Annotated in this window: 19 protein-coding genes; 7 read left to right on the top strand and 12 right to left on the bottom strand. The window is 62.2% G+C overall.

The annotated features are described in order from the left end of the window. Positions 1-108 precede the first annotated feature (108 nt). The 5 genes from ACU0FH_RS03470 to ACU0FH_RS03450 form a co-directional block, all read right to left on the bottom strand. Entirely contained in the window at positions 109-615 is a 507-nt protein-coding gene (locus ACU0FH_RS03470; RefSeq protein WP_238371895.1) for a DUF3035 domain-containing protein, read from the bottom strand. A gap of 86 nt (positions 616-701) precedes the next feature. Continuing rightward, positions 702-1,214, bottom strand: a complete 513-nt coding sequence (gene lspA, locus ACU0FH_RS03465; RefSeq protein ID WP_446193363.1) for a signal peptidase II — start codon at positions 1,212-1,214, stop codon at positions 702-704. Next, positions 1,214-2,803, bottom strand: a complete 1,590-nt coding sequence (gene purH / locus ACU0FH_RS03460; protein ID WP_446193362.1) for a bifunctional phosphoribosylaminoimidazolecarboxamide formyltransferase/IMP cyclohydrolase — start codon at positions 2,801-2,803, stop codon at positions 1,214-1,216. The genes lspA and purH overlap by 1 nt, the downstream gene beginning before the upstream one ends. 132 nt (positions 2,804-2,935) lie before the next feature. Continuing rightward, positions 2,936-4,678 carry a heparinase II/III family protein gene (locus tag ACU0FH_RS03455; RefSeq protein WP_446193361.1) on the bottom strand — a complete coding sequence of 581 codons (1,743 nt, stop codon included), beginning with the start codon at positions 4,676-4,678 and terminating at the stop codon, positions 2,936-2,938. Between the two features lie 109 nt (positions 4,679-4,787). Beyond that, positions 4,788-6,071, bottom strand: a complete 1,284-nt coding sequence (locus ACU0FH_RS03450) for an RsmB/NOP family class I SAM-dependent RNA methyltransferase (protein ID WP_446193360.1) — start codon at positions 6,069-6,071, stop codon at positions 4,788-4,790. 57 nt (positions 6,072-6,128) lie between these two features. Here ACU0FH_RS03450 and ACU0FH_RS03445 point away from each other — a divergent pair, with 57 nt between their 5' ends. Further along, the gene (locus tag ACU0FH_RS03445; RefSeq protein ID WP_446193359.1) at positions 6,129-6,320 is read left to right on the top strand and encodes a DUF1674 domain-containing protein; all 192 of its coding nucleotides are present in this window, start codon (positions 6,129-6,131) and stop codon (positions 6,318-6,320) included. A 133-nt stretch (positions 6,321-6,453) separates the two neighbouring features. On the opposite strand, the gene ACU0FH_RS03440 is transcribed toward ACU0FH_RS03445, so the two are convergent. Together ACU0FH_RS03440 and dapB are read right to left on the bottom strand one after the other, a co-directional pair. Next, positions 6,454-6,819: a dihydrodipicolinate reductase gene (locus ACU0FH_RS03440; protein ID WP_446193358.1), complete on the bottom strand. Its 366-nt coding sequence runs from the start codon at positions 6,817-6,819 to the stop codon at positions 6,454-6,456. Between the two features lie 127 nt (positions 6,820-6,946). Then, entirely contained in the window at positions 6,947-7,756 is an 810-nt protein-coding gene (gene dapB / locus ACU0FH_RS03435; protein WP_446193357.1) for a 4-hydroxy-tetrahydrodipicolinate reductase, read from the bottom strand. A gap of 89 nt (positions 7,757-7,845) precedes the next feature. On the opposite strand from dapB, the gene rbfA reads away from it, so the two are divergent. The 5 genes from rbfA (at position 7,846) to rpsO (ending at position 11,041) form a co-directional block, all read left to right on the top strand. Next, a complete protein-coding gene (gene rbfA / locus ACU0FH_RS03430) occupies positions 7,846-8,241 on the top strand; it encodes a 30S ribosome-binding factor RbfA (protein WP_446193356.1) in 396 nt (131 codons plus the stop codon). Then, a complete protein-coding gene (locus tag ACU0FH_RS03425) occupies positions 8,241-8,993 on the top strand; it encodes a phosphodiester glycosidase family protein (RefSeq protein WP_446193355.1) in 753 nt (250 codons plus the stop codon). The genes rbfA and ACU0FH_RS03425 overlap by 1 nt, the downstream gene beginning before the upstream one ends. Positions 8,994-9,153: 160 nt before the next feature. Beyond that, positions 9,154-10,053, top strand: coding sequence for a tRNA pseudouridine(55) synthase TruB (gene truB, locus ACU0FH_RS03420; protein ID WP_446193354.1), 900 nt, complete (start codon positions 9,154-9,156; stop codon positions 10,051-10,053). Positions 10,054-10,115: 62 nt separating this feature from the next. Continuing rightward, positions 10,116-10,622, top strand: coding sequence for a DUF1643 domain-containing protein (locus tag ACU0FH_RS03415; protein ID WP_446193353.1), 507 nt, complete (start codon positions 10,116-10,118; stop codon positions 10,620-10,622). A gap of 149 nt (positions 10,623-10,771) precedes the next feature. Then, the gene (gene rpsO, locus ACU0FH_RS03410) at positions 10,772-11,041 is read left to right on the top strand and encodes a 30S ribosomal protein S15 (RefSeq protein ID WP_446193352.1); all 270 of its coding nucleotides are present in this window, start codon (positions 10,772-10,774) and stop codon (positions 11,039-11,041) included. Positions 11,042-11,109: 68 nt separating this feature from the next. On the opposite strand, the gene ACU0FH_RS03405 is transcribed toward rpsO, so the two are convergent. Both ACU0FH_RS03405 and arfB read right to left on the bottom strand, forming a co-directional pair. Continuing rightward, complete coding sequence (locus ACU0FH_RS03405) at positions 11,110-12,126, bottom strand: P1 family peptidase (protein ID WP_446193351.1); 1,017 nt, start codon at positions 12,124-12,126, stop codon at positions 11,110-11,112. A 349-nt stretch (positions 12,127-12,475) separates the two neighbouring features. Further along, positions 12,476-12,895, bottom strand: coding sequence for an alternative ribosome rescue aminoacyl-tRNA hydrolase ArfB (gene arfB, locus ACU0FH_RS03400; protein ID WP_446193350.1), 420 nt, complete (start codon positions 12,893-12,895; stop codon positions 12,476-12,478). 424 nt (positions 12,896-13,319) lie between these two features. Here arfB and ACU0FH_RS03395 point away from each other — a divergent pair, with 424 nt between their 5' ends. Continuing rightward, the gene (locus ACU0FH_RS03395) at positions 13,320-14,597 is read left to right on the top strand and encodes a calcium-binding protein (RefSeq protein WP_446193349.1); all 1,278 of its coding nucleotides are present in this window, start codon (positions 13,320-13,322) and stop codon (positions 14,595-14,597) included. Between the two features lie 49 nt (positions 14,598-14,646). Here the strand turns inward: ACU0FH_RS03395 and ACU0FH_RS03390 are convergent, their stop codons facing one another. From ACU0FH_RS03390 to ACU0FH_RS03380, 3 genes are all read right to left on the bottom strand, one after another. Continuing rightward, entirely contained in the window at positions 14,647-15,270 is a 624-nt protein-coding gene (locus ACU0FH_RS03390) for a queuosine precursor transporter (protein WP_446193348.1), read from the bottom strand. 107 nt (positions 15,271-15,377) lie between these two features. Further along, complete coding sequence (mepA, locus tag ACU0FH_RS03385; RefSeq protein ID WP_446193347.1) at positions 15,378-16,253, bottom strand: penicillin-insensitive murein endopeptidase; 876 nt, start codon at positions 16,251-16,253, stop codon at positions 15,378-15,380. After that, positions 16,253-17,617, bottom strand: coding sequence for an MFS transporter (locus tag ACU0FH_RS03380; RefSeq protein WP_446193346.1), 1,365 nt, complete (start codon positions 17,615-17,617; stop codon positions 16,253-16,255). The genes mepA and ACU0FH_RS03380 overlap by 1 nt, the downstream gene beginning before the upstream one ends. Positions 17,618-17,704 lie beyond the last annotated feature (87 nt).

The following is a 17,704-nucleotide window of genomic DNA, read 5'->3' as shown; positions in this document are numbered from 1 at the left end:
ACGTCCTTTCATGCGGTGTAGGCTGAACCTGTGTATCGCGATGAAAGGTTCAAGACACCTTGCGATTTTGTAATCTTTTCTCGTCGGATCGTGATGATCCGCCCGGGCTTACTCGACCGGCGGCGCGGTCGGCGTCATGTAGCCCGACGCGCGATACCGGCTGTTCATCTCGAACGGATCGATGGCTTCGCGGCGATAGGCCTGCTGATAGCGGTCCACGGGGAACAGGCGGATACGCGTACCGCGCGACTGGCGGCGACGGAATTCCGCGTCGGCGGCGGCCAGTTCGGTCCGGATGCTACCCGGGGTGCCATAGCGGTTGGCCTGCGCGATCAGCGCGCCATCGCCCGAGGGCACGGCAGTCTGGCCCAGCGTCGCCGGATTGCCGCCGAGAGCGGCGACCGCATCGGCCTTGGGATTGGGATCGACCCGGTTGCCCATGCCCGGAGTCGGTTCGGGCAGCGCGTTCAGATTGTCGGGAATCTCAAGTTCCTTGTTCGGCAGGATCAGGAATTCGTCCGGCCCATAGCTGTCCGAGCGCAGGTTCATCAGACCCTTCTGCGAGCAGCCCGACACCGCCAGTGCCACTACAATGATCCCCAGTGCTGTCCGCACGACGCTTCTCCTGCCAGTCCTTTGTCGGGGTTCTACCCCATTCCGCCGCTCAGGTCACGACACGTTTTTCGCGACCCTTCTTTCCGTTACGATCCCTTTTTCGCCGGCTTCCGGCGCGGGCTCGCACCCGGTTTGTCGCGATTGTCAAACAGGATCAACCCCGCCGCACCCGCAAAGATGAACACATCCGCGACATTGAAAACAAAGGGATTGTTGATGCCGCAGCAGGACATGTTCAGGAAATCGAGCACATATCCGTAAAGCAGCCGGTCGGCGACATTCCCAAGCGCGCCGCCGATCAGCAATCCGGCGCTGACCTGCATCCAGACCCCGCGCTGGTTGCGGACCACCCACCAGCCGACGGCCACGACCACCAGCAGCGAAAAGACGATCAGCACCCAGCGTGCGATTTCCGAATTGCCATCGAGCAGACCGAAATTGATCCCCCGGTTCTCACCATAGCGAAAAGTCAGAAGCGGCGGGAAAACCTCGATCCAGTGCCGCCGCGCAAGCTCCATGCCATGCACGACGGCGTATTTGCTGCCCTGGTCCAGCAGAAAGGCGACCAGAGCGGCCCAGATCAGCGCGGGCCTGCCCATCAGTGACGGAAATGCCGCATGCCGGTAAAGACCATGGCGATGCCTGCCTCGTCGGCGGCCGCAATCACCTCATCATCGCGCATCGACCCGCCCGGCTGGATCACGCAGGTTGCGCCTGCGGCGGCAGCCTCCATCAGCCCGTCGGCAAAGGGAAAGAACGCGTCCGACGCGACAGCCGACCCGATGGTCAGCGGCTGCGGCAGCTCCATCGCTTCGGCCATGCGCTCGGCCTTTTTCGCGGCGATCAGCGCAGAATCGAGACGGCTCATCTGGCCGGCGCCCACACCCACAGTGGCCTTGTCCTTGACGTAAACGATGGCGTTGGATTTCACGTGCTTGGCGACTTTCCACGCAAACAGCAGATCCGCCATCTGCTCATCTGTCGGCGCCTTCTTGGTGACAACCTTCAGGTCATCCATCCCGACATAGCCGGTGTCCTTGTCCTGAACGAGCATGCCGCCCGCTACCTGCCGATAGGTGGTGATCGGTGCCTTGACGTCGGGCAGTCCGTCGGTGGTCAGCAGGCGCAGGTTCTTCTTGGCCGCGAACACCGCCTTGGCCGCATCCGAGGCACCGGGCGCGATCACGACCTCGGTAAAGATCTCGACAATGGCCTTGGCGGTTTCCTCGTCCAGCGGCTGGTTCAGCGCGACGATACCGCCAAAAGCGCTGGTGCGGTCGCAATCGAATGCGTTGCGATAGGCCTCGATCAGCGTCTCGCCCCGTGCCACGCCACAGGGGTTGGCGTGCTTGATGATCGCCACCGCAGGGCCTTCTGCCGGATCGAACTCGGCCACCAACTCGAACGCAGCGTCGGTGTCGTTGATGTTGTTGTAGGACAGCTCCTTGCCCTGATGCTGTGTCGCCGTCGCCACGCCCGGACGGCCAGTACCGTCGGTGTAAAACGCCGCCGACTGGTGGCTGTTCTCCCCATAGCGCATGACCTGCTTGAAGGTGCCGGTAAAGGATCGGCGGCGCGGAGTCGCCTCGCCCAGCGCCCCCGCCATCCAGGTGCTGACCGCCGTATCATAGGCCGCCGTGCGGGCATAAGCGATCTGCGCCTGCTTCTGACGGAACGCATACGTCGTCGCGCCGTCCTGCGCGTCAAGCTCGGCCAGCAGCGCGTCGTAATCCTCGACATCGACGATGGTGGTGACGAAATCGTGGTTCTTTGCCGCCGCGCGGATCATCGCGGGGCCACCGATGTCGATATTCTCGATGCAGGTATCGTAATCCGCGCCCTTGGCGACCGTCGCCTCGAACGGATAGAGGTTCACCACCAGCAGGTCGATGCCGCCGATCCCGTGTTCCTTCATCGCCGCCACGTGGTCGTCATTGTCGCGCAGCGCCAGCAGCCCGCCATGCACCATCGGATGCAGCGTCTTGACCCGGCCATCCATCATCTCGGGGAAACCGGTGATCTCGGCCACGTCTTTCACCTCAAGCCCCGCCTCGCGCAGCGCCTTGGCCGTGCCCCCGGTGCTCAGCAACTCGACGCCGCGCCCGGCAAGCGCCTGGCCAAGCTCGACTAGGCCGGTCTTGTCCGACACCGAAAGAAGGGCACGTTTGACGGGGTGAAGATCGCTCATATCAACTTTCCTGAATCTGGCAGCAGTTGCGGCGGGGCATAGAACATCTCTGCGCCGGATAGAACCTCTGGAATGCACCGATCTGGCGGCTCTTTGCCGCTATCTGCCCCGAAATGCCCGGAAAAGCCGCGATCAGAGCTGGTACATCGACTCGTCGCGTTCCAGATCGCGCACCGCGATGGCCGTGTCATGCGCCTTGGACAGCGACCAGCGCACCCGCGTGGCATAATCCATCGCCCGCCCCGTCAGCACGATTTGGCGGCTGGCGCGCGGCTTGAGCCGTCCGTTTTCCAGATAGACGCTCGGTTCCAGCGACAGTTCGCATTTGCTGTTGTGCCGGAACACCCAGATCTCCCCGCTCTTGAGCGCCATCGACACCGCCGCGCCGCCCAGATCGACGGTCGCATCAACATCCGGGTGCAGATGCATCCGGATGGCAAAGGACAGGCCGGCCAGCGCCACCTTGTCCATCGCCTGATCGAACTTGCGCTTGTCGGCGGGCTCCATCGCGAGCAGCATGTCCTCGGCGACCAGACCGCGCCCGTCGTGCGACATTTCAAGCGTGCGCGCATGGGTCAGCCCGAACTTGCGCTGATAGCCATCATGCCCGCCCTGAAACCGAACCATCTCGGAATCTTCATCCAGCTCGTAGGGCACATGACTTGGCGTCTCGATCAGGTTCTCGACCGCCCCCGTCTTGCCCACGGGCATCAGCCGCCCGCTGGAATAACCTTCGAGGCAGAGCGTCGAATGCGACGGAGTCGCCCGACCCGCGCGGCGCCATTCCGCGCCGAATGATACGCCGGACCCGCAGCTGACAACCAGCGGCCGCCGCCCCGATGTCAACTCGAACGCCAATGTCGAGGCATGGGCATTATACGAGGCATCGCCCTTTGGCGGCGGGCTTGCATCGACGATCAGGCTGGTACGCCCGGCGCTCAGCCGCGCATAGCCCATCGACAGGCTCTTGGGATGATCCGGCTTGATATGGCTGGCCGCCAGCGCGTGATCCAGCCGCCCGTCCAGCCCGCGACCGCCGCCATGGAACCGAGCAAGACCGCCATCCGCATGGCGCAACGCGCGCAGCGTGGGGGCTATCCGCGCCACTGCCGCCGTATGGTGCTGCGGCGTGCCGCGTCCCGCCTCGTGCAGCGAGGCCGCCGCCCATGTCAGCAGAGTGAAGACATCCAGCAGTTCTTCGGGGTTGCGCGTCGGCAACCCACCCTGCTCATCGATGCGCAGCTTGCATTCCTGCGCCAGCGCCCTGACCGCCGGATCGGCCAGATCCTCGTGTCCCTCCAGCGCCAGACCCGCATAGATCAGCCCGGTCAGCGCCTCGAACCGTGGCAACCCCGGCGGCGAGGCATGCCAGCGTTTCGACAGGAACCACACCTGCTGCGCCAGAGCCCGAAAGAACGCGTCGCTTTCGGCACTGTCCTGCCCCCTCAAAAGGAAAATCGCGTGGTTGATCCATCGGATCACCCGCCGCCCGGTCAGCGCCGGGGTCCAGCCCGGCCCCTGTCCGTTGCCGTAATTGTCGATCCAGCCCCAAAGCCATTGCTGCGCTTTGATCCGCGCGGGCCCGTCGCCCACCGCCGCCAGATCGTCGAGCCATGCGAACCCGTGGCGTTCATCGTCGAAACCGACGGTGGGGGAATCGACCTCCCACAACCCGGTGTCGGGGCTTTCGACAAGATATCCGGCGAAAAGGATATTGCCCGCAATCAGCTGCCGCCCCTTGGCAAAACTGCCGACCGTGCGCGGCTCTGGCGACGAAACAAACCCCCGCGCCTTTTTCTGGCGCCGGCTCAGACGGGCATATAGCCGGTTCATGAACCGTGTTTTTCGGCCCGTCAGGGTCTCGGGGGTGAACATACGCTGCCTCTCACGCTCTTTGGCGTTTGACGGGCATGTTAGAGCGTCAAACGCTCCAAGTCACCGATATCTTTTCCGGAATTGCAAAACCGCCCCGCTGCCGTGGCGTTCAGCCCGCCTTGCGCAGACAAGCGATGTAAAATCCATCCATCCCGCCCCGGTCGGCCCAGAAATCGGGCCGCAGTCGCAACCCGCCCTCTTCCGTGACCCAGGAGGAATCGACACCGGGCACCATCAAAGCCTCGCGATCCACGCTCATGTCATCATGGGTTGCCAGCGCTTCTTCGACCTGTACCTCGCCCTCGTCCGGCAAAAGCGAGCAGGTACAGAACACCATCCGCCCGCCGGGCTTCAGCAGGCTCCACGCTTGCGCCAGCATCTGCGCCTGAAGCTCAATCAGCCCGCCGAATTCCGCTCCGTCCTTGGCATGGGGCAGATCAGGGTGACGGCGAATCGTACCCGTCGCGGAACAGGGCGCATCCAGCAGGATCGCGTCGTAGCTGCCCTCGTGTTCAAGCGCGTCACCGATCACCAGCTCGGCCTCCAGACCGGCGCGATCAAGGTTTTCGTGCACCCGCCGCATCCGCCCTTCGGATATGTCGAGCGCGGTGACCGTCGCCCCGGTGGCGGCCAGTTGCATCGTTTTACCCCCAGGTGCGGCGCACATGTCGAGCACGCTCTCCCCGGGCTGCGCCGCCAGCACACGCGCGGGCAGGGCCGCCGCCGCATCCTGCACCCACCAGTCTCCGGCGTCGTATCCCGGCAGCGCCGTCACCTGCCCCGCCTCGGCCAACCGCAGCGACCCGGTCGGCAGCTCGACCGCGCCGGGCAGATCGACCTTCGCCCCCGGCTTTAAAGTAATGTCCAAAGGAGCCCCGGCAAAATGCGCGCGCTCCATGCCTGCCACCGCTTCCGGACCCCACGCCGCGACCAAAGGCGAGCGCAGCCACTTGGGCAGGCGCGGGTTGCGCAGCGTGTCCCAGGCCTCGGGCGCGGTTTCGGCCATCTTGCGCAGCACCGCGTTGACCAGCCCCTTGAGCGCCCCGTGCCGCTTGTGCCGCGACACGATCTCGACCATCGCATTGACTACTCCATGCGCGGCCTCGCCCCCGGCAAGCTCCACCGTGCCAAGCCGCAGCGCGTTGCGCACCGTCAGCGGCGGGTACTTGCGCAGGTGTTTCTGCAACAGCCGGTCGGCCCGTTCGAGCCCGCGCATGGTTTCCGTCGCCAGCCGCTGCGCCCGGGCGCGATCCTGCGGCGACAGACGTTCCAGCGCACCCGCCGCGAGACATTCCGACATCAGGCGGTTTTCACCCAGTATCTGATCGAGAAGATAGATCGCGCTGCGCCGCGCGTCGGTCGTGGCATCGGTCAACCCTGCATACTCCTGCATCTTGCCCCCGGCGAAGGCCCGCATATATCAAGGGCAGGTGAGCAAAGGAAGAGAGCGATGACCGACAGCACCGAATCCCCGCGCAAGGATCTGCCGCCCGCCGCGCTGCGCGCCCTCGCCGAAGCCGAAGAACGCCGCAAGGCAGACGCCTACGAGCCTGACCTCCCTAAGGAACTTGGCGGTCGTGACGGCCCCGAACCCGTCCGCTACGGCGACTGGGAGAAAAAAGGCCTCGCCATCGATTTCTGAGCGCTCCGCCAGCCAAGGGCGCCAAAATTTTTCAAAAATTTTCGGTGTCATATCCGGGCGTCTCACCCTGCCTCGGTGCATCTGGTGATGCACAGGGGGTGTACAGGGGGTGTACGGATATCACCCCCCAAATTCACGGTTTCAGATTAAATTCCGCCGAATCGCCACTGCCCTTGTCCGAGGTGAAGCGGATCTTTTCTCCGTTCACCCGGACCTCTTGGCAGTTATACCCAAGATCGTCGCCGCCCCAGTTTAGGTCGCGGCAAAAATACCCGTCGCGCCAGCTCCAGCTACCGGTCACATCCCATGCGGCCCCGCGCCCCTTTATCGCCCCTGAAGGCGTGACCTGAAGGCGTATCAGCGGACGAGTCAGGGTCTTGCCCTGCACCACCTCGTTGAATTCGCTCAATTTATCTATCTTGGCGTATTCCGCATTTACCGGAACCGCGACAAGGCCGCCTAACAACAGGGCTGGCAGAAACTCTTTGAATATCCGCATGGCATACCTCCGAAATCGCCGGGATCTGTCAGGTAAACGCATGACAGCGCCAATCGGATCACTTTCGCGCGAAAGAGATCGGACCGGGGCGACAAGAAATCGCTAGGATTTTAGCGATAAGCCGGACTCAGAAGCCCAGCACATCCGCCATGTCATAGTGACCGGGTGTCTTGTCCTGCCCCCAAAGCGCAGCTTTCAGCGCGCCACGGGCGAAAACAAGCCGGTCGGTCGCGATGTGACGCAGGATGATACGCTCACCCGCGCCTGCAAAGATCACGTCATGTTCGCCCACGATGTCACCGCCCCGGATTGCCGAAAACCCGATATGCCCTTTTTCCCGTGCACCGGTGATCCCGTCGCGGCCCCGGTCGGACACGTCCGAGAGCTTGACGCCACGCCCCTCGGCGGCAGCCTCGCCCAGCATCAGCGCGGTGCCCGAAGGCGCATCGACCTTGTGGTGATGATGCGCTTCGACCACTTCAATGTCGAATTCCTCGTCCAGCGCCTCGGCCACGCGGCGCGTCAGCTGGGTAAGAAGGTTGACGCCAAGGCTCATGTTGCCCGCCCTTACGATCACCGCGTGGCGCGACGCCGGTTCCAGCTTGGCGATCTGTTCCTCGCTCATGCCGGTGGTGCCGATGACGTGCACGGCCCGCGCCTGCGCGGCCAGCGCGGCAAACTCCAGCGTGGCCTCCGGCGCGGTGAAATCCAGCACCGCCTGCGCCTTGGCAAAGGCTTCAAGCGGGTCATCCGTGACCGTCACCCCCAGCTCGGCAGCGCCCATCGCCGTCCCGATATCGCGCCCGACCCAGTCATGCCCCTTTCGCTCGACCGCGCCGACCAGACGCGCCCGGTCGCTTTCGCTGACCACGCGCACAAGCATCTGCCCCATCCGGCCCGATGCCCCCGTCACAACGATTCCAGGCAGGTTTGACATGATGATTTCCCTTCTTTTCGCCGCCAAAGGCTCGATAGCCTCTCTTGCCCCGCTTGGCAAAGCCGATCCGACGCCTTAGATCAGCAATCATGGGCAAGAACAAATTTCATGACGGTCCCGGACCATCGCAACGCCAACTCCGGGTCGGAGAGCTGATCCGCCGGACTCTGTCCGAGGTGCTGGCCCGTGGCGATATCCATGATCCGGAGCTGAACCGGCTTTCGATCACCGTGGGCGAGGTGCGCGCCTCTCCCGATCTCAAGGTGGCCACGGTCTACGTTCTGCCGCTTGGCGGACGGGGACAGGATGAGGTCGTCGGCCTGTTGGCCCGCAACAAGGCAGAACTGCGCCGGGTCGTGGCCAAGAAGCTCGCGTTGAAATTCGCCCCGGAACTGCGGTTCCAGCTGGACGAGACGTTCGACCGGCTGGACGATACGCGCCGCATCTTCGCGCAGGACGCCGTGCGCCGGGATCTCGACGACTGATGCCGCGCGCCCTGCCTGCGCTATTTGTGCTGTTGTTCGGCCTGGCCGCCGTGCCGGAGGCACAGGCCGTCGAATGCCGCGACGTGGATCAGGGCAGCAACCGCTACACCGTCTGCGAAGCAAATGCCGAAACCGATGAGCTGCGGCTGTTTCTCTATGACGAAGAAGGCCAGCCTTACGGCCAATTCGGCAATGTCGCCCAGAAGCTGGACCAACAGGGCAAGACGCTTGTCTTTGCGATGAACGCGGGCATGTACCATTCAGACCGCGCACCGGTCGGCTATTACGCCGAGCCGGACAAGGTTGTGCAAAACCTGATCCCCAACGCTGGCCCCGGCAATTTCGGTATGTTGCCCAACGGGGTTTTCTGCATCGGACAGAACCGCGCCGATGTCATCGAAACCATGCGGTTCAGCGAAACCCGGCCTGCCTGCGAATATGCCACGCAATCGGGACCGATGCTGGTTATCGATGGCGAATTGCACCCCCGGTTCCTGCCGGACAGCGATTCGCGCTATGTCCGCAACGGGGTGGGCACCAGCGCAGACGGCAAGCGGGTGGTCTTTGCGATCTCGCGCAACCGTGTGACCTTTCACGAATTCGGCAGCCTCTTCCGGGACATGCTGGACCTGCCGAACGCCCTCTATTTCGACGGTAATATCTCACGCCTCTACGCACCGGACTTTGGCCGCAACGACGCGGGTTTCGCGATGGGACCCATCGTCGGCATCGCCACGACGAACGGCGAATAACCCTGCGGCCCCCGGCCAAGAAAATTCGAATTTTCTTGCCAAAAATCTTTGGTAAGATTTTTGCATCCCCGACAGGATCGACCCGCCGCAGCGATCCATGTTGACCCCGCCCGCAAAGCTCCTGTAAGGCCCCGCTTCAACTTTCACGCAAGGAAAGCGCATGGCACGCAAAGGTCGCAACATCTCCGGTTGGCTGGTCATCGACAAACCTGCGGGCCCTACCTCTACCGCCGTGGCGAACAAGGTCCGCTGGGCACTCGGGGCGAAAAAGGCCGGGCACGCCGGCACGCTCGACCCGACCGCGACCGGGGTGCTGGCCGTCGCGCTCGGCGAGGCTACCAAGACCGTTCCCTACATCACCGACGCGCTCAAGGCCTACAGCTTTACCATCCGTCTCGGACAGGCCACGAATACGGATGACGCCGAGGGCGAAGTCATCGCCAGCAGCGATCTGCGTCCCTCGGATGAAGAGATCAAGCAAGCGCTCGGCCAGTTCGTCGGCGATATCGAGCAGGTCCCGCCGCAGTTTTCCGCCGTCAAGATGGACGGTCAGCGTGCCTACAAGATAGCCCGTAGCGGCGAGGAAATGGAGCTGGCCGCGCGTCCGCTCTGGGTCGAGGAACTGGTGCTGACCGATCGCCCGGATGCGGATCACGCGACGCTGGAAATGACCTGCGGCAAGGGCGGCTATGTCCGCTCCATCGCCCGCGATCTCGGGGCCGCGCTTGGCTGCCATGCACATGTGCTCAACCTGCGCCGGATCTGGTCCGGCCCTTTCAACGCCAGCGAAGGCCTGTCGATGGAACAGGTCGAGGAACTGGCCCATACCCCCGACCTCGACGCCTATATCCAGCCACTCGAACTTGGCCTTGCCGATCTGCCCGAGGTGAAATGCACCGCCGAAGGCGCCACCCGCCTGAAAAACGGCAACCCGGGCATGGTATTCGCCGCCGACACCGAATACGGCGATGAGTGCTGGGCATCCTTCGAAGGCAAGGCCGTCGCCGTCGGTATCTACAAGGCGGGCGAATTGCACCCGAGCCGGGTCTTCAACACCTGAGCCTAGCCGCGCGCATAGGTCAGCCCTTGACGGCACGATCTGTCCGCCCCATCACGCGTCCCATGATCACCCGAAGCCACACCAAGGGCGACGCCCCGTCCGTCGCCGTCTACTCCGATTGCGAACGCTACCGTTACAGCCTGACCCGGGTCTGGGATCCGGCGGGGGACAAGGCGCTCTTCGTGATGCTGAACCCCTCGACCGCCACCGAGGTCCAGAACGACCCGACGGTAGAGCGCTGCGAAAGACGCGCCCGCACGCTTGGCTTCGGCGCCTTCCGAGTCACAAATATCTTTGCCTGGCGCGATACTGATCCGCGGTTGATGCGGGCGGCGGCAGATCCGGTCGGTCCGGAAAACGATGCCGCGATCCTGGAAGGCGCTGCATGGGCGGATCGCATCATCGCCGCCTGGGGCACCCATGGCGCGCATCTCGCGCGCGGCCCCGAGGTCGAACGCCTGCTGCGACAGACCGGCATGCCGCTCTTCAATCTCGGGCTTACCAAGGAAGGGCATCCGAAACACCCGCTCTACATCGGTTATTCAAAACAGCCCGAACCCTGGGCGTAACGTCTCGAGGAATAAACCTTTGCCATTACCGTCGATTCGCCCTATACGCCCCCGGTCTGCGGTCCGCCGCAGATGACTTCTCCACGGGCCTGAGCTGGACGACATCCCGGCCTGCGCCATTCATATCAACCTTAACCAAGGAGATCCCGATGTCGATCACAGTCGAAGACAAAGCACGCCTGATGAAGGAATACGCAACCAAGGACGGCGACACCGGTTCGCCCGAGATCCAGGTTGCCATCCTCAGCTCGCGCATCGCCACCCTGACCGAGCACTTCAAGACCCACAAGAAAGACAACCACGGTCGTCGCGGTCTGTTGAAGATGGTTGCCCGCCGCCGCAAGCTGCTGGACTACGTCAAGGGCAAGGACGAAGCACGCTACAAGGATCTGATCACGCGTCTCGGCCTGCGCCGCTGATTGCAATCAGAACTTTCAAGTTCGAAAGGGTCGCTATGGCGGCCCTTTTTCTTTTCAGGCGCCGGATCTCAGCCCTGCATGTCGCTCCAGCACGGAAGCAGGTCACCCGACGCCGGCCGCGCATGATAGACCGCACGCGCAATGGCCCGCGACAGGCAGAGCGCCGCCGCATGCCCGATCTCGGCCAGCGCCCGGGGGTCGTCTCCAATCGGCTGCGCCCCCGTCGACATCGCAAAGACCAGATCACCATCGCCGGGCGTATGTGCAGGCACCGTGGCCCGGGCGATGCCATCATGGGCAGCCACCGCCAGCCGGTTGCATTGTGCCTTGTCCAGATCCGCATCGGTCGCAACGATGGCAATGGTGGTATTGGCCCGTTGCGACGCATTCTCACCCGAGGCAAGCCGCGCCTTGCGACTGTCAAGCGTCCGACCCAGCCCCGACGCTGGATCCGTACCAAGGCCGCCAAACTCCCCGTCCACCTCGAATGGCGCCGCCCAGAAGTGACGGTCGCCGGGCGTCGTGACGCTTCCAACCGGATTGGCTGCCACCATCGCCCCTACGGTGATGCCACTCTCCAACACGAAAGAGGCCGACCCGAGCCCGCCTTTCAGCATCGCTGACAAGGCCCCCGTTCCTACACCGGCGCTTCCCAAGTCGAACGTCTCCGACGCTTTGTCGAAAGCCTCGCGTCCCAGACATCTATAAGGATTTTCACGCCACCCTTTATCGCCCCCGTTCAACAGGTCGAAAATGATCGCCCCCGGCACGAGCGGAATGACCGCCGAGCCGATCTGAAACCCCCGCCCCGCCGCACGCAAACCGTCTACCACCCCCGAACAGGCATCAAGCCCATAGGCCGACCCGCCGGACAGTACCAGCGCGTCTACGCCGGCCACGGATTTATCCGGTGCAAGCAAATCCGTCTCGCGCGTTCCCGGCGCCCCACCCATGACATGAACAGAGGCCACAAAGGGCCGGTCCATGGTAACAACCGTTGCCCCGGATTTCAGCGCATCCTCTTGCGCACTCCCTACCAGAAGTCCCTCGACATCGGTGATCAGGTTCTTGGGTCCCGGTTTCATCTTAATCATCTTTCCTTCAGAGACTTATTGCGCCGCCATGGCACAATTTCCGACCCATTGAAACAAGGGGCTCCGCCCCAGCCGGGCTACGCCCGACTTCCCCGGAGTATTTTTAGCAAGAGAAAGAAAGGAAATATTAAGGATCCGAAGTCATCCTGCATGTGCGGCACAGGCGGGAGCGCCGATGGCCGTGCAAGGGGAAGAGCGGAAGCGACTTCCTGGGGGACATCCATGGTGTCCCCCTTTTCCTTTTGCCGGAAATACTCCGGGGTCCGGGGCAGAGCCCCGGCCTAGCCTGTCATCACTGTATGACTGCTGAATCTTTGTCTGACGGTAGCCGGTTAGCGGGTTAGTCTCGCGCCACCTGACCTCGAAGCGCCTTGATTTCCCCGCGGCGCGTCTTGGCGTCGAGTCTGCGGCGCACAGAACCTTTGGTCGGCTTGGTAGGAATGCGCTTTTTGGGCTTGGTCTGCGCCTGGCGAATCAGGTCGCTCAACCGTTCGCGGGCGATTGCGCGGTTGCGGGCCTGGCTTCTTGTTTCGTCACACTGGATGACGAGGGCGCCGTCCCTTGTCCATCGCCTACCGGCGATGCGGCGCAGTCTTGTCTTGATCGCAGGCGTCAGGTTGGGCGACCGCTCTGCCTCGAAGCGGAGTTCGACGGCCGTCGAGACCTTGTTGACGTTCTGTCCGCCGGGGCCGGAAGAGCGGACGAACTGCTCCGTCAACTCCCAGTCCTCGATAGCGATGTTATCCGTAATTCGCAGCATTGTGCCACCATAGGCATTCAGATCGGGATCAAAAAGGGCCGCCCGGTTGCCGGACGGCCCTTATCGAAAGTTTTTCGGAGGTTGGGTCAGTCAGACCTCAGTCACCTTCGGGTTGGCGCTACCGCCAAGGGTTGCCTCAGCTGGCAGCCTCCCGAATTGTTCCGACACCACTCTCCAATACCTTTCTAGACACTGGATCACCTCCTTTTCCGTTGTTGAAACCTGTCTTCATGCTGCCAGAGGATAAATTTCAGTCAAACAAAATCTCTAGCCCAGAGCCAAAATCGTGGAAATACCGCCTAAAAGTCAGGCAGCTCGCGAATCCCTTCATTTCGGCTTTGACCTGTGGATTTGACCCGTTAACGTCATCCTGCTGACGCGCAATTTCGCGGTTTTGCAGCGCATTCATTTACCAGGGGGCATTATGGCTTATACTTTTACCGTCGATCTTCAAGCCGAGAGCACTTACTACACGGCATATTCCATCACATGGCAGGGGATCATCGCGCGCACCCTGCGCGGATCGCTTGAGACGTCTTCGTCCGGAGGCACGCATACATTCACCGACCGCTATTCGGATCTCGAGGTGGTGGTGAAAAGTGCGGGCGGTTTTGTGACATCGATTTCCGCGACCGGCCCCGTGCCGAGCAATGGGTCAACCTCGAATGCGGATCTCTTCGACATGGTCGTTGAATCCGGCGCGATCGCAACGGACGACCTGATCGACGCCTTCACCTTCTACCATGAGAGCAGCGGCGAGGACAGCACGCTGAAATCGCTTTTTCTGGCGGCGACCTACGACATCACGACAAACAGCGTCACGGTCTCTCACGACTTTGGCTGGGTCGGGCAGGCCCTGATGGGCGGTGGCGGCGACGATATCTTCCGGCTCGACAAGGATGGCTACCACTACATCTATGCCACGGGCGGGGAGGATATCTACAACGCCCCGGGTGAATACGACGAAATCACCTATTCGAATTTCAACGGCGGGCTGGTGATGACCAAGGACGGGTCGGACCGGCTGATCGAGAAATCCAACGGCGATATCGATACCCTGTCGGGCGTCGAGTCACTGTATGGGTCGAACGGAAATGACAACTTCAACGTCGGTCTCGGGGATTTTTCATTCGTCATGTACGGCGGCGATGGCAACGACAAGCTGGGCGGCAGTAACGAGTCGAACCTCCTGAGCGGCGATGAAGGCAATGACAAGCTCAAGGGCAAGGGTGGCGACGACGTGCTTATTGGCGGTGGCGGCAATGACAAGCTCATTGGCGGCGGCGGGGATGATATCCTCTTTGCCAGCACCGGTACCGGATATGCTTACGAGACCGAAAAAGACAAGATGAAGGGCAACGGCGGCAAAGACCTTTTTGTCATCGAGACGCCGTACAATTCCACCTATGTGAAAAAGGGTGTGGCGATCATCAAGGATTTCGAGGACGGCACCGATTTTATCGGCCTGGTGGGGCGTGATTTTGGCGTCTACGATCCTTCGCTTTATAATAACCTGACCTATGATGAGCTCGTCTTCAAGAATTCGAAGAAAGGCGCCGTGATCGAGCATGAAGGTGACAAGATCGCTATTTTGAAGAACGTCGATGCCGACGACCTTTCGCGGGACGATTTCGTCGAAATGGTCGGTTATGATTTTGCGGTGGTGCTGACAGAGGACTTCTACGGCGGGTATTTCTACTAACGAAACACGGCAATCCGCCGCCCCGCGCTCACGTGCGGGGCGGCATTTTTCAGGCAGCCGCCGGCTGTAGGCGTCTTACGATCAGACGGAACGGGATTAGCGCGATCAGGGCCAGCGACAGCTTGACCAGCCAGTCGGCAAAGGCCAGCGACACCCAGAGCGGCACAACCGGACCAACGCCCAAGAGCGGCAGCGGCTCTCCGGCCCAGGACACGTCATTTGCGGGTTCGATCCAAGTAAGCGCAGCAGAAAAGGCGATCGAGAAGAACAGGATCGTATCCACGGCCGAGCCAACCAGAGTCGAGACCAGCGGGGCGCGCCACCACTGACCGCCGCGCAGCGCGGAAAAGATCGATACGTCAAGCAGTTGCGCTACAAGGAAGGCCGAGCCGGACGCGATGGCGATGCGCAGCGTAACCAGCGGGCCGAATTCGCCCATGATCTGCGTGCCGATCAGCGAGCAGATCACACCGACGACAAAGCCGCAGAGCACGACCATACGCGCGGGCTTTTCGCCGTAGACGCGGTTCATCACATCGGTGACGAGAAAGGCCAGAGGATAGGTGAACGCCCCCCATGTCAGCCATTGGCCGAACAGGAACTGGACGAGGATATTCGAGGCCACGACAATGGCGGCCATGGCGATAACGCCGGGGAAATAGGTGCGAAGCATGTTTTCAGCCCGTTTTTACAAGGTTGCGGCGACTTGGCCGTGCCAGATGGCAAAGCAGCGGCGCTCGTAGACCGGATTCGGCCCCGTGGCAAGCCTTGTTGCCGGGCTTACTGCGATTTCAAAACGCCCACACATTGCTGCGGCAGGTCGGCCAGCACGTATTCCCGGCGCGGTTTCGGCGCGGGCGCATTCGGATCGCGCGGCTTGGGCGGCGGCGGGCTCAGGATATTGTTCACCCATTGCTGCGCATCCGCACAGCCATCGCCCTGCGGGGGCGGATCCTGATTGACGCAGCCGCGCATCCCCTTGGGGCAGGCAAGGCGCACGTGGAAATGATAGTGGTGCCCCCACCATGGCCGGATCTTGTTCAGCCATTTGCGGTTGCCCTTTTCATCCTTGCACATCTGCACCTTTGCGCCGGGAAACACAAAGATCCGCGCCACGCGCGGGTCGCTGGCGGCTGCCTTGAGCACCTCGTGATGGACGCGGCTCCAGCTGTCATTGACATAGGCGCCCTTGGCCCGCTGCATCGAGATCGACGAAATGTTTTCGCGCTCGGACCGGGTAAGGTTCAGGCGTGAGGGCGGCAGCATCCAGATGTCTATATCAAGACCAAGCTGGTGACTGCTGTGCCCCGAAATCATCGGCCCGCCGCGCGGCTGGCTGATGTCTCCGATATAAAGCCCCTGCCATCCCGGTTGCTTGGCCGCGAAAGCACTCAGATCCCGGATGAAATCAAGCGTCTCGGGCTGGCCCCAGTTGCGGTTTCTCGACAGGCGCATCGCCTGCCATGTCGGCCCGGTTTCGGGCAGTTGCACCGCCCCGGCCATACAGCCCTTGGCATAACTGCCATAGGCGGCGGGCACCTGCCGCGAGGGCAGCGTTTTGGCCCCGAACAACTGCTTGGCCAGCGGTTCAGCCGTGGCTGGCAGGGCAAAACTCACGATCAGGGAAAGTAGGGCGGTCAGGCGGGCTAGGCGCATCAGGTCTGGTCTCCTTCGGCTTTGACCCAGGCTAGCAGAAACAACCCGAGGACGAAAAGCCCGATGACAGGCGAAACGCCAAGTCGGGCGCTTTGGGTTGCGGCAGTGGTCACGCCAATCAGCGTCGGCGCGATAAAGGCGGTCGCCCGGCCCGACAGCCCGTAAAGCCCGAAATTCTCGGTCGGGTAATTCGGGTCGGTGTGACGTACCATCAGCGACCGGCTGGCCGATTGCAGCACTCCGCCCAAACCGCCGATCAGCACGCCGCAGCCAAAAAAGATGATATCCGGCACCAGTGAACCTTCGGTCAGCGCAATGCCAAAGATCTGCTCTCGCGACATGCCGACGATCAGCACGCAGACAAGGATCAGGATCAGGATCGACCCGATGATCACCGGCTTGGGCCCCAGCCGTTTATCCAGCTTGCCACCCAGCCAGGAAAACAGCGCCGAGGAGATCAGCGAGATGATACCAAATACGCCAATCAGCGTGATCTCCCAGTCCAGCACCAGCCGCGCATAGACGCCACCGAACCCATAAAGCCCGTTCAACGCGTCGCGGTAGAACATCGACGAGCCCAGGTAAAACCCAAGGCTACGCCGCGCCCTGAGTTTTGAAATCGAAACGATAACCAGCCGGACGGCCCCTGTAATCGTCGCCCTTTGCCCGGTGCGCGGACGTTCGCGGAACCACAGGAAGTAGGGAATCATGAACAGCGCGAACCAGATCGCGGTAAAGGGACCGACCGCACGAGTGCCTTCCATTTGCCCGGCATCCAGCCCAAAGATCGGATCGAGCCCGGCCAGTGTCTTGCCGTTGCTCTGCTCGACAAGCAGCACCAGCACGAGGATCAGCGCGACCAGCCCGCCGAGATAGCCAAAGGCAAAGCCCGAGCCGGAAATCTCGCCAACCTCCTCCGAAGTACCGAGATCGGGAAGCTGCGAGTTGATGAAGATCAGCGCAAATTCCGCGCCGACGAAGCCGACTCCAAAGGCGAAAACGATCCACCAGATCGCCTGTCCATCCGGCTCAAGCCCCCAGAGCGCTGCAGCGCCGACGAAATACATAAGCGAGAACATAACGATCCAGCGCATGCGCCGACCGGAGATATCCGCAAGCGCCCCGATGACGGGCGCGCAGAACCCGATAAAAAGCCCGCTCACGGCAAGGCAAACCGACCATGTGGCCTGTGCCTGCGCGTCTGCCGCCTTTTCATCAAGCCCGCTGCCCAGATAGAAATCGGCAGCCACCCCCGCAAAATAGGGACCGAAGATGAACGTCACCAGCAGCGTATGAAAAGGCTGGCTTGCCCAGTCAAAGAACCACCAGCCCCAGATGCGCTTGCGCCGCGAAATCTTTGCCATAACCGCCCCTTAATGATTTTTTTGCGATAAGACAGCGAACCGGCGCGCCGATCAAGCACCTCTGACCCTTGCTCTTGTGGGCAAGTG

This window comes from Heliomarina sp., assembly GCF_052826185.1.
Note: the sequence above shows the minus strand (reverse complement) of the source record. Positions and strands in the feature narration are given on the sequence as shown.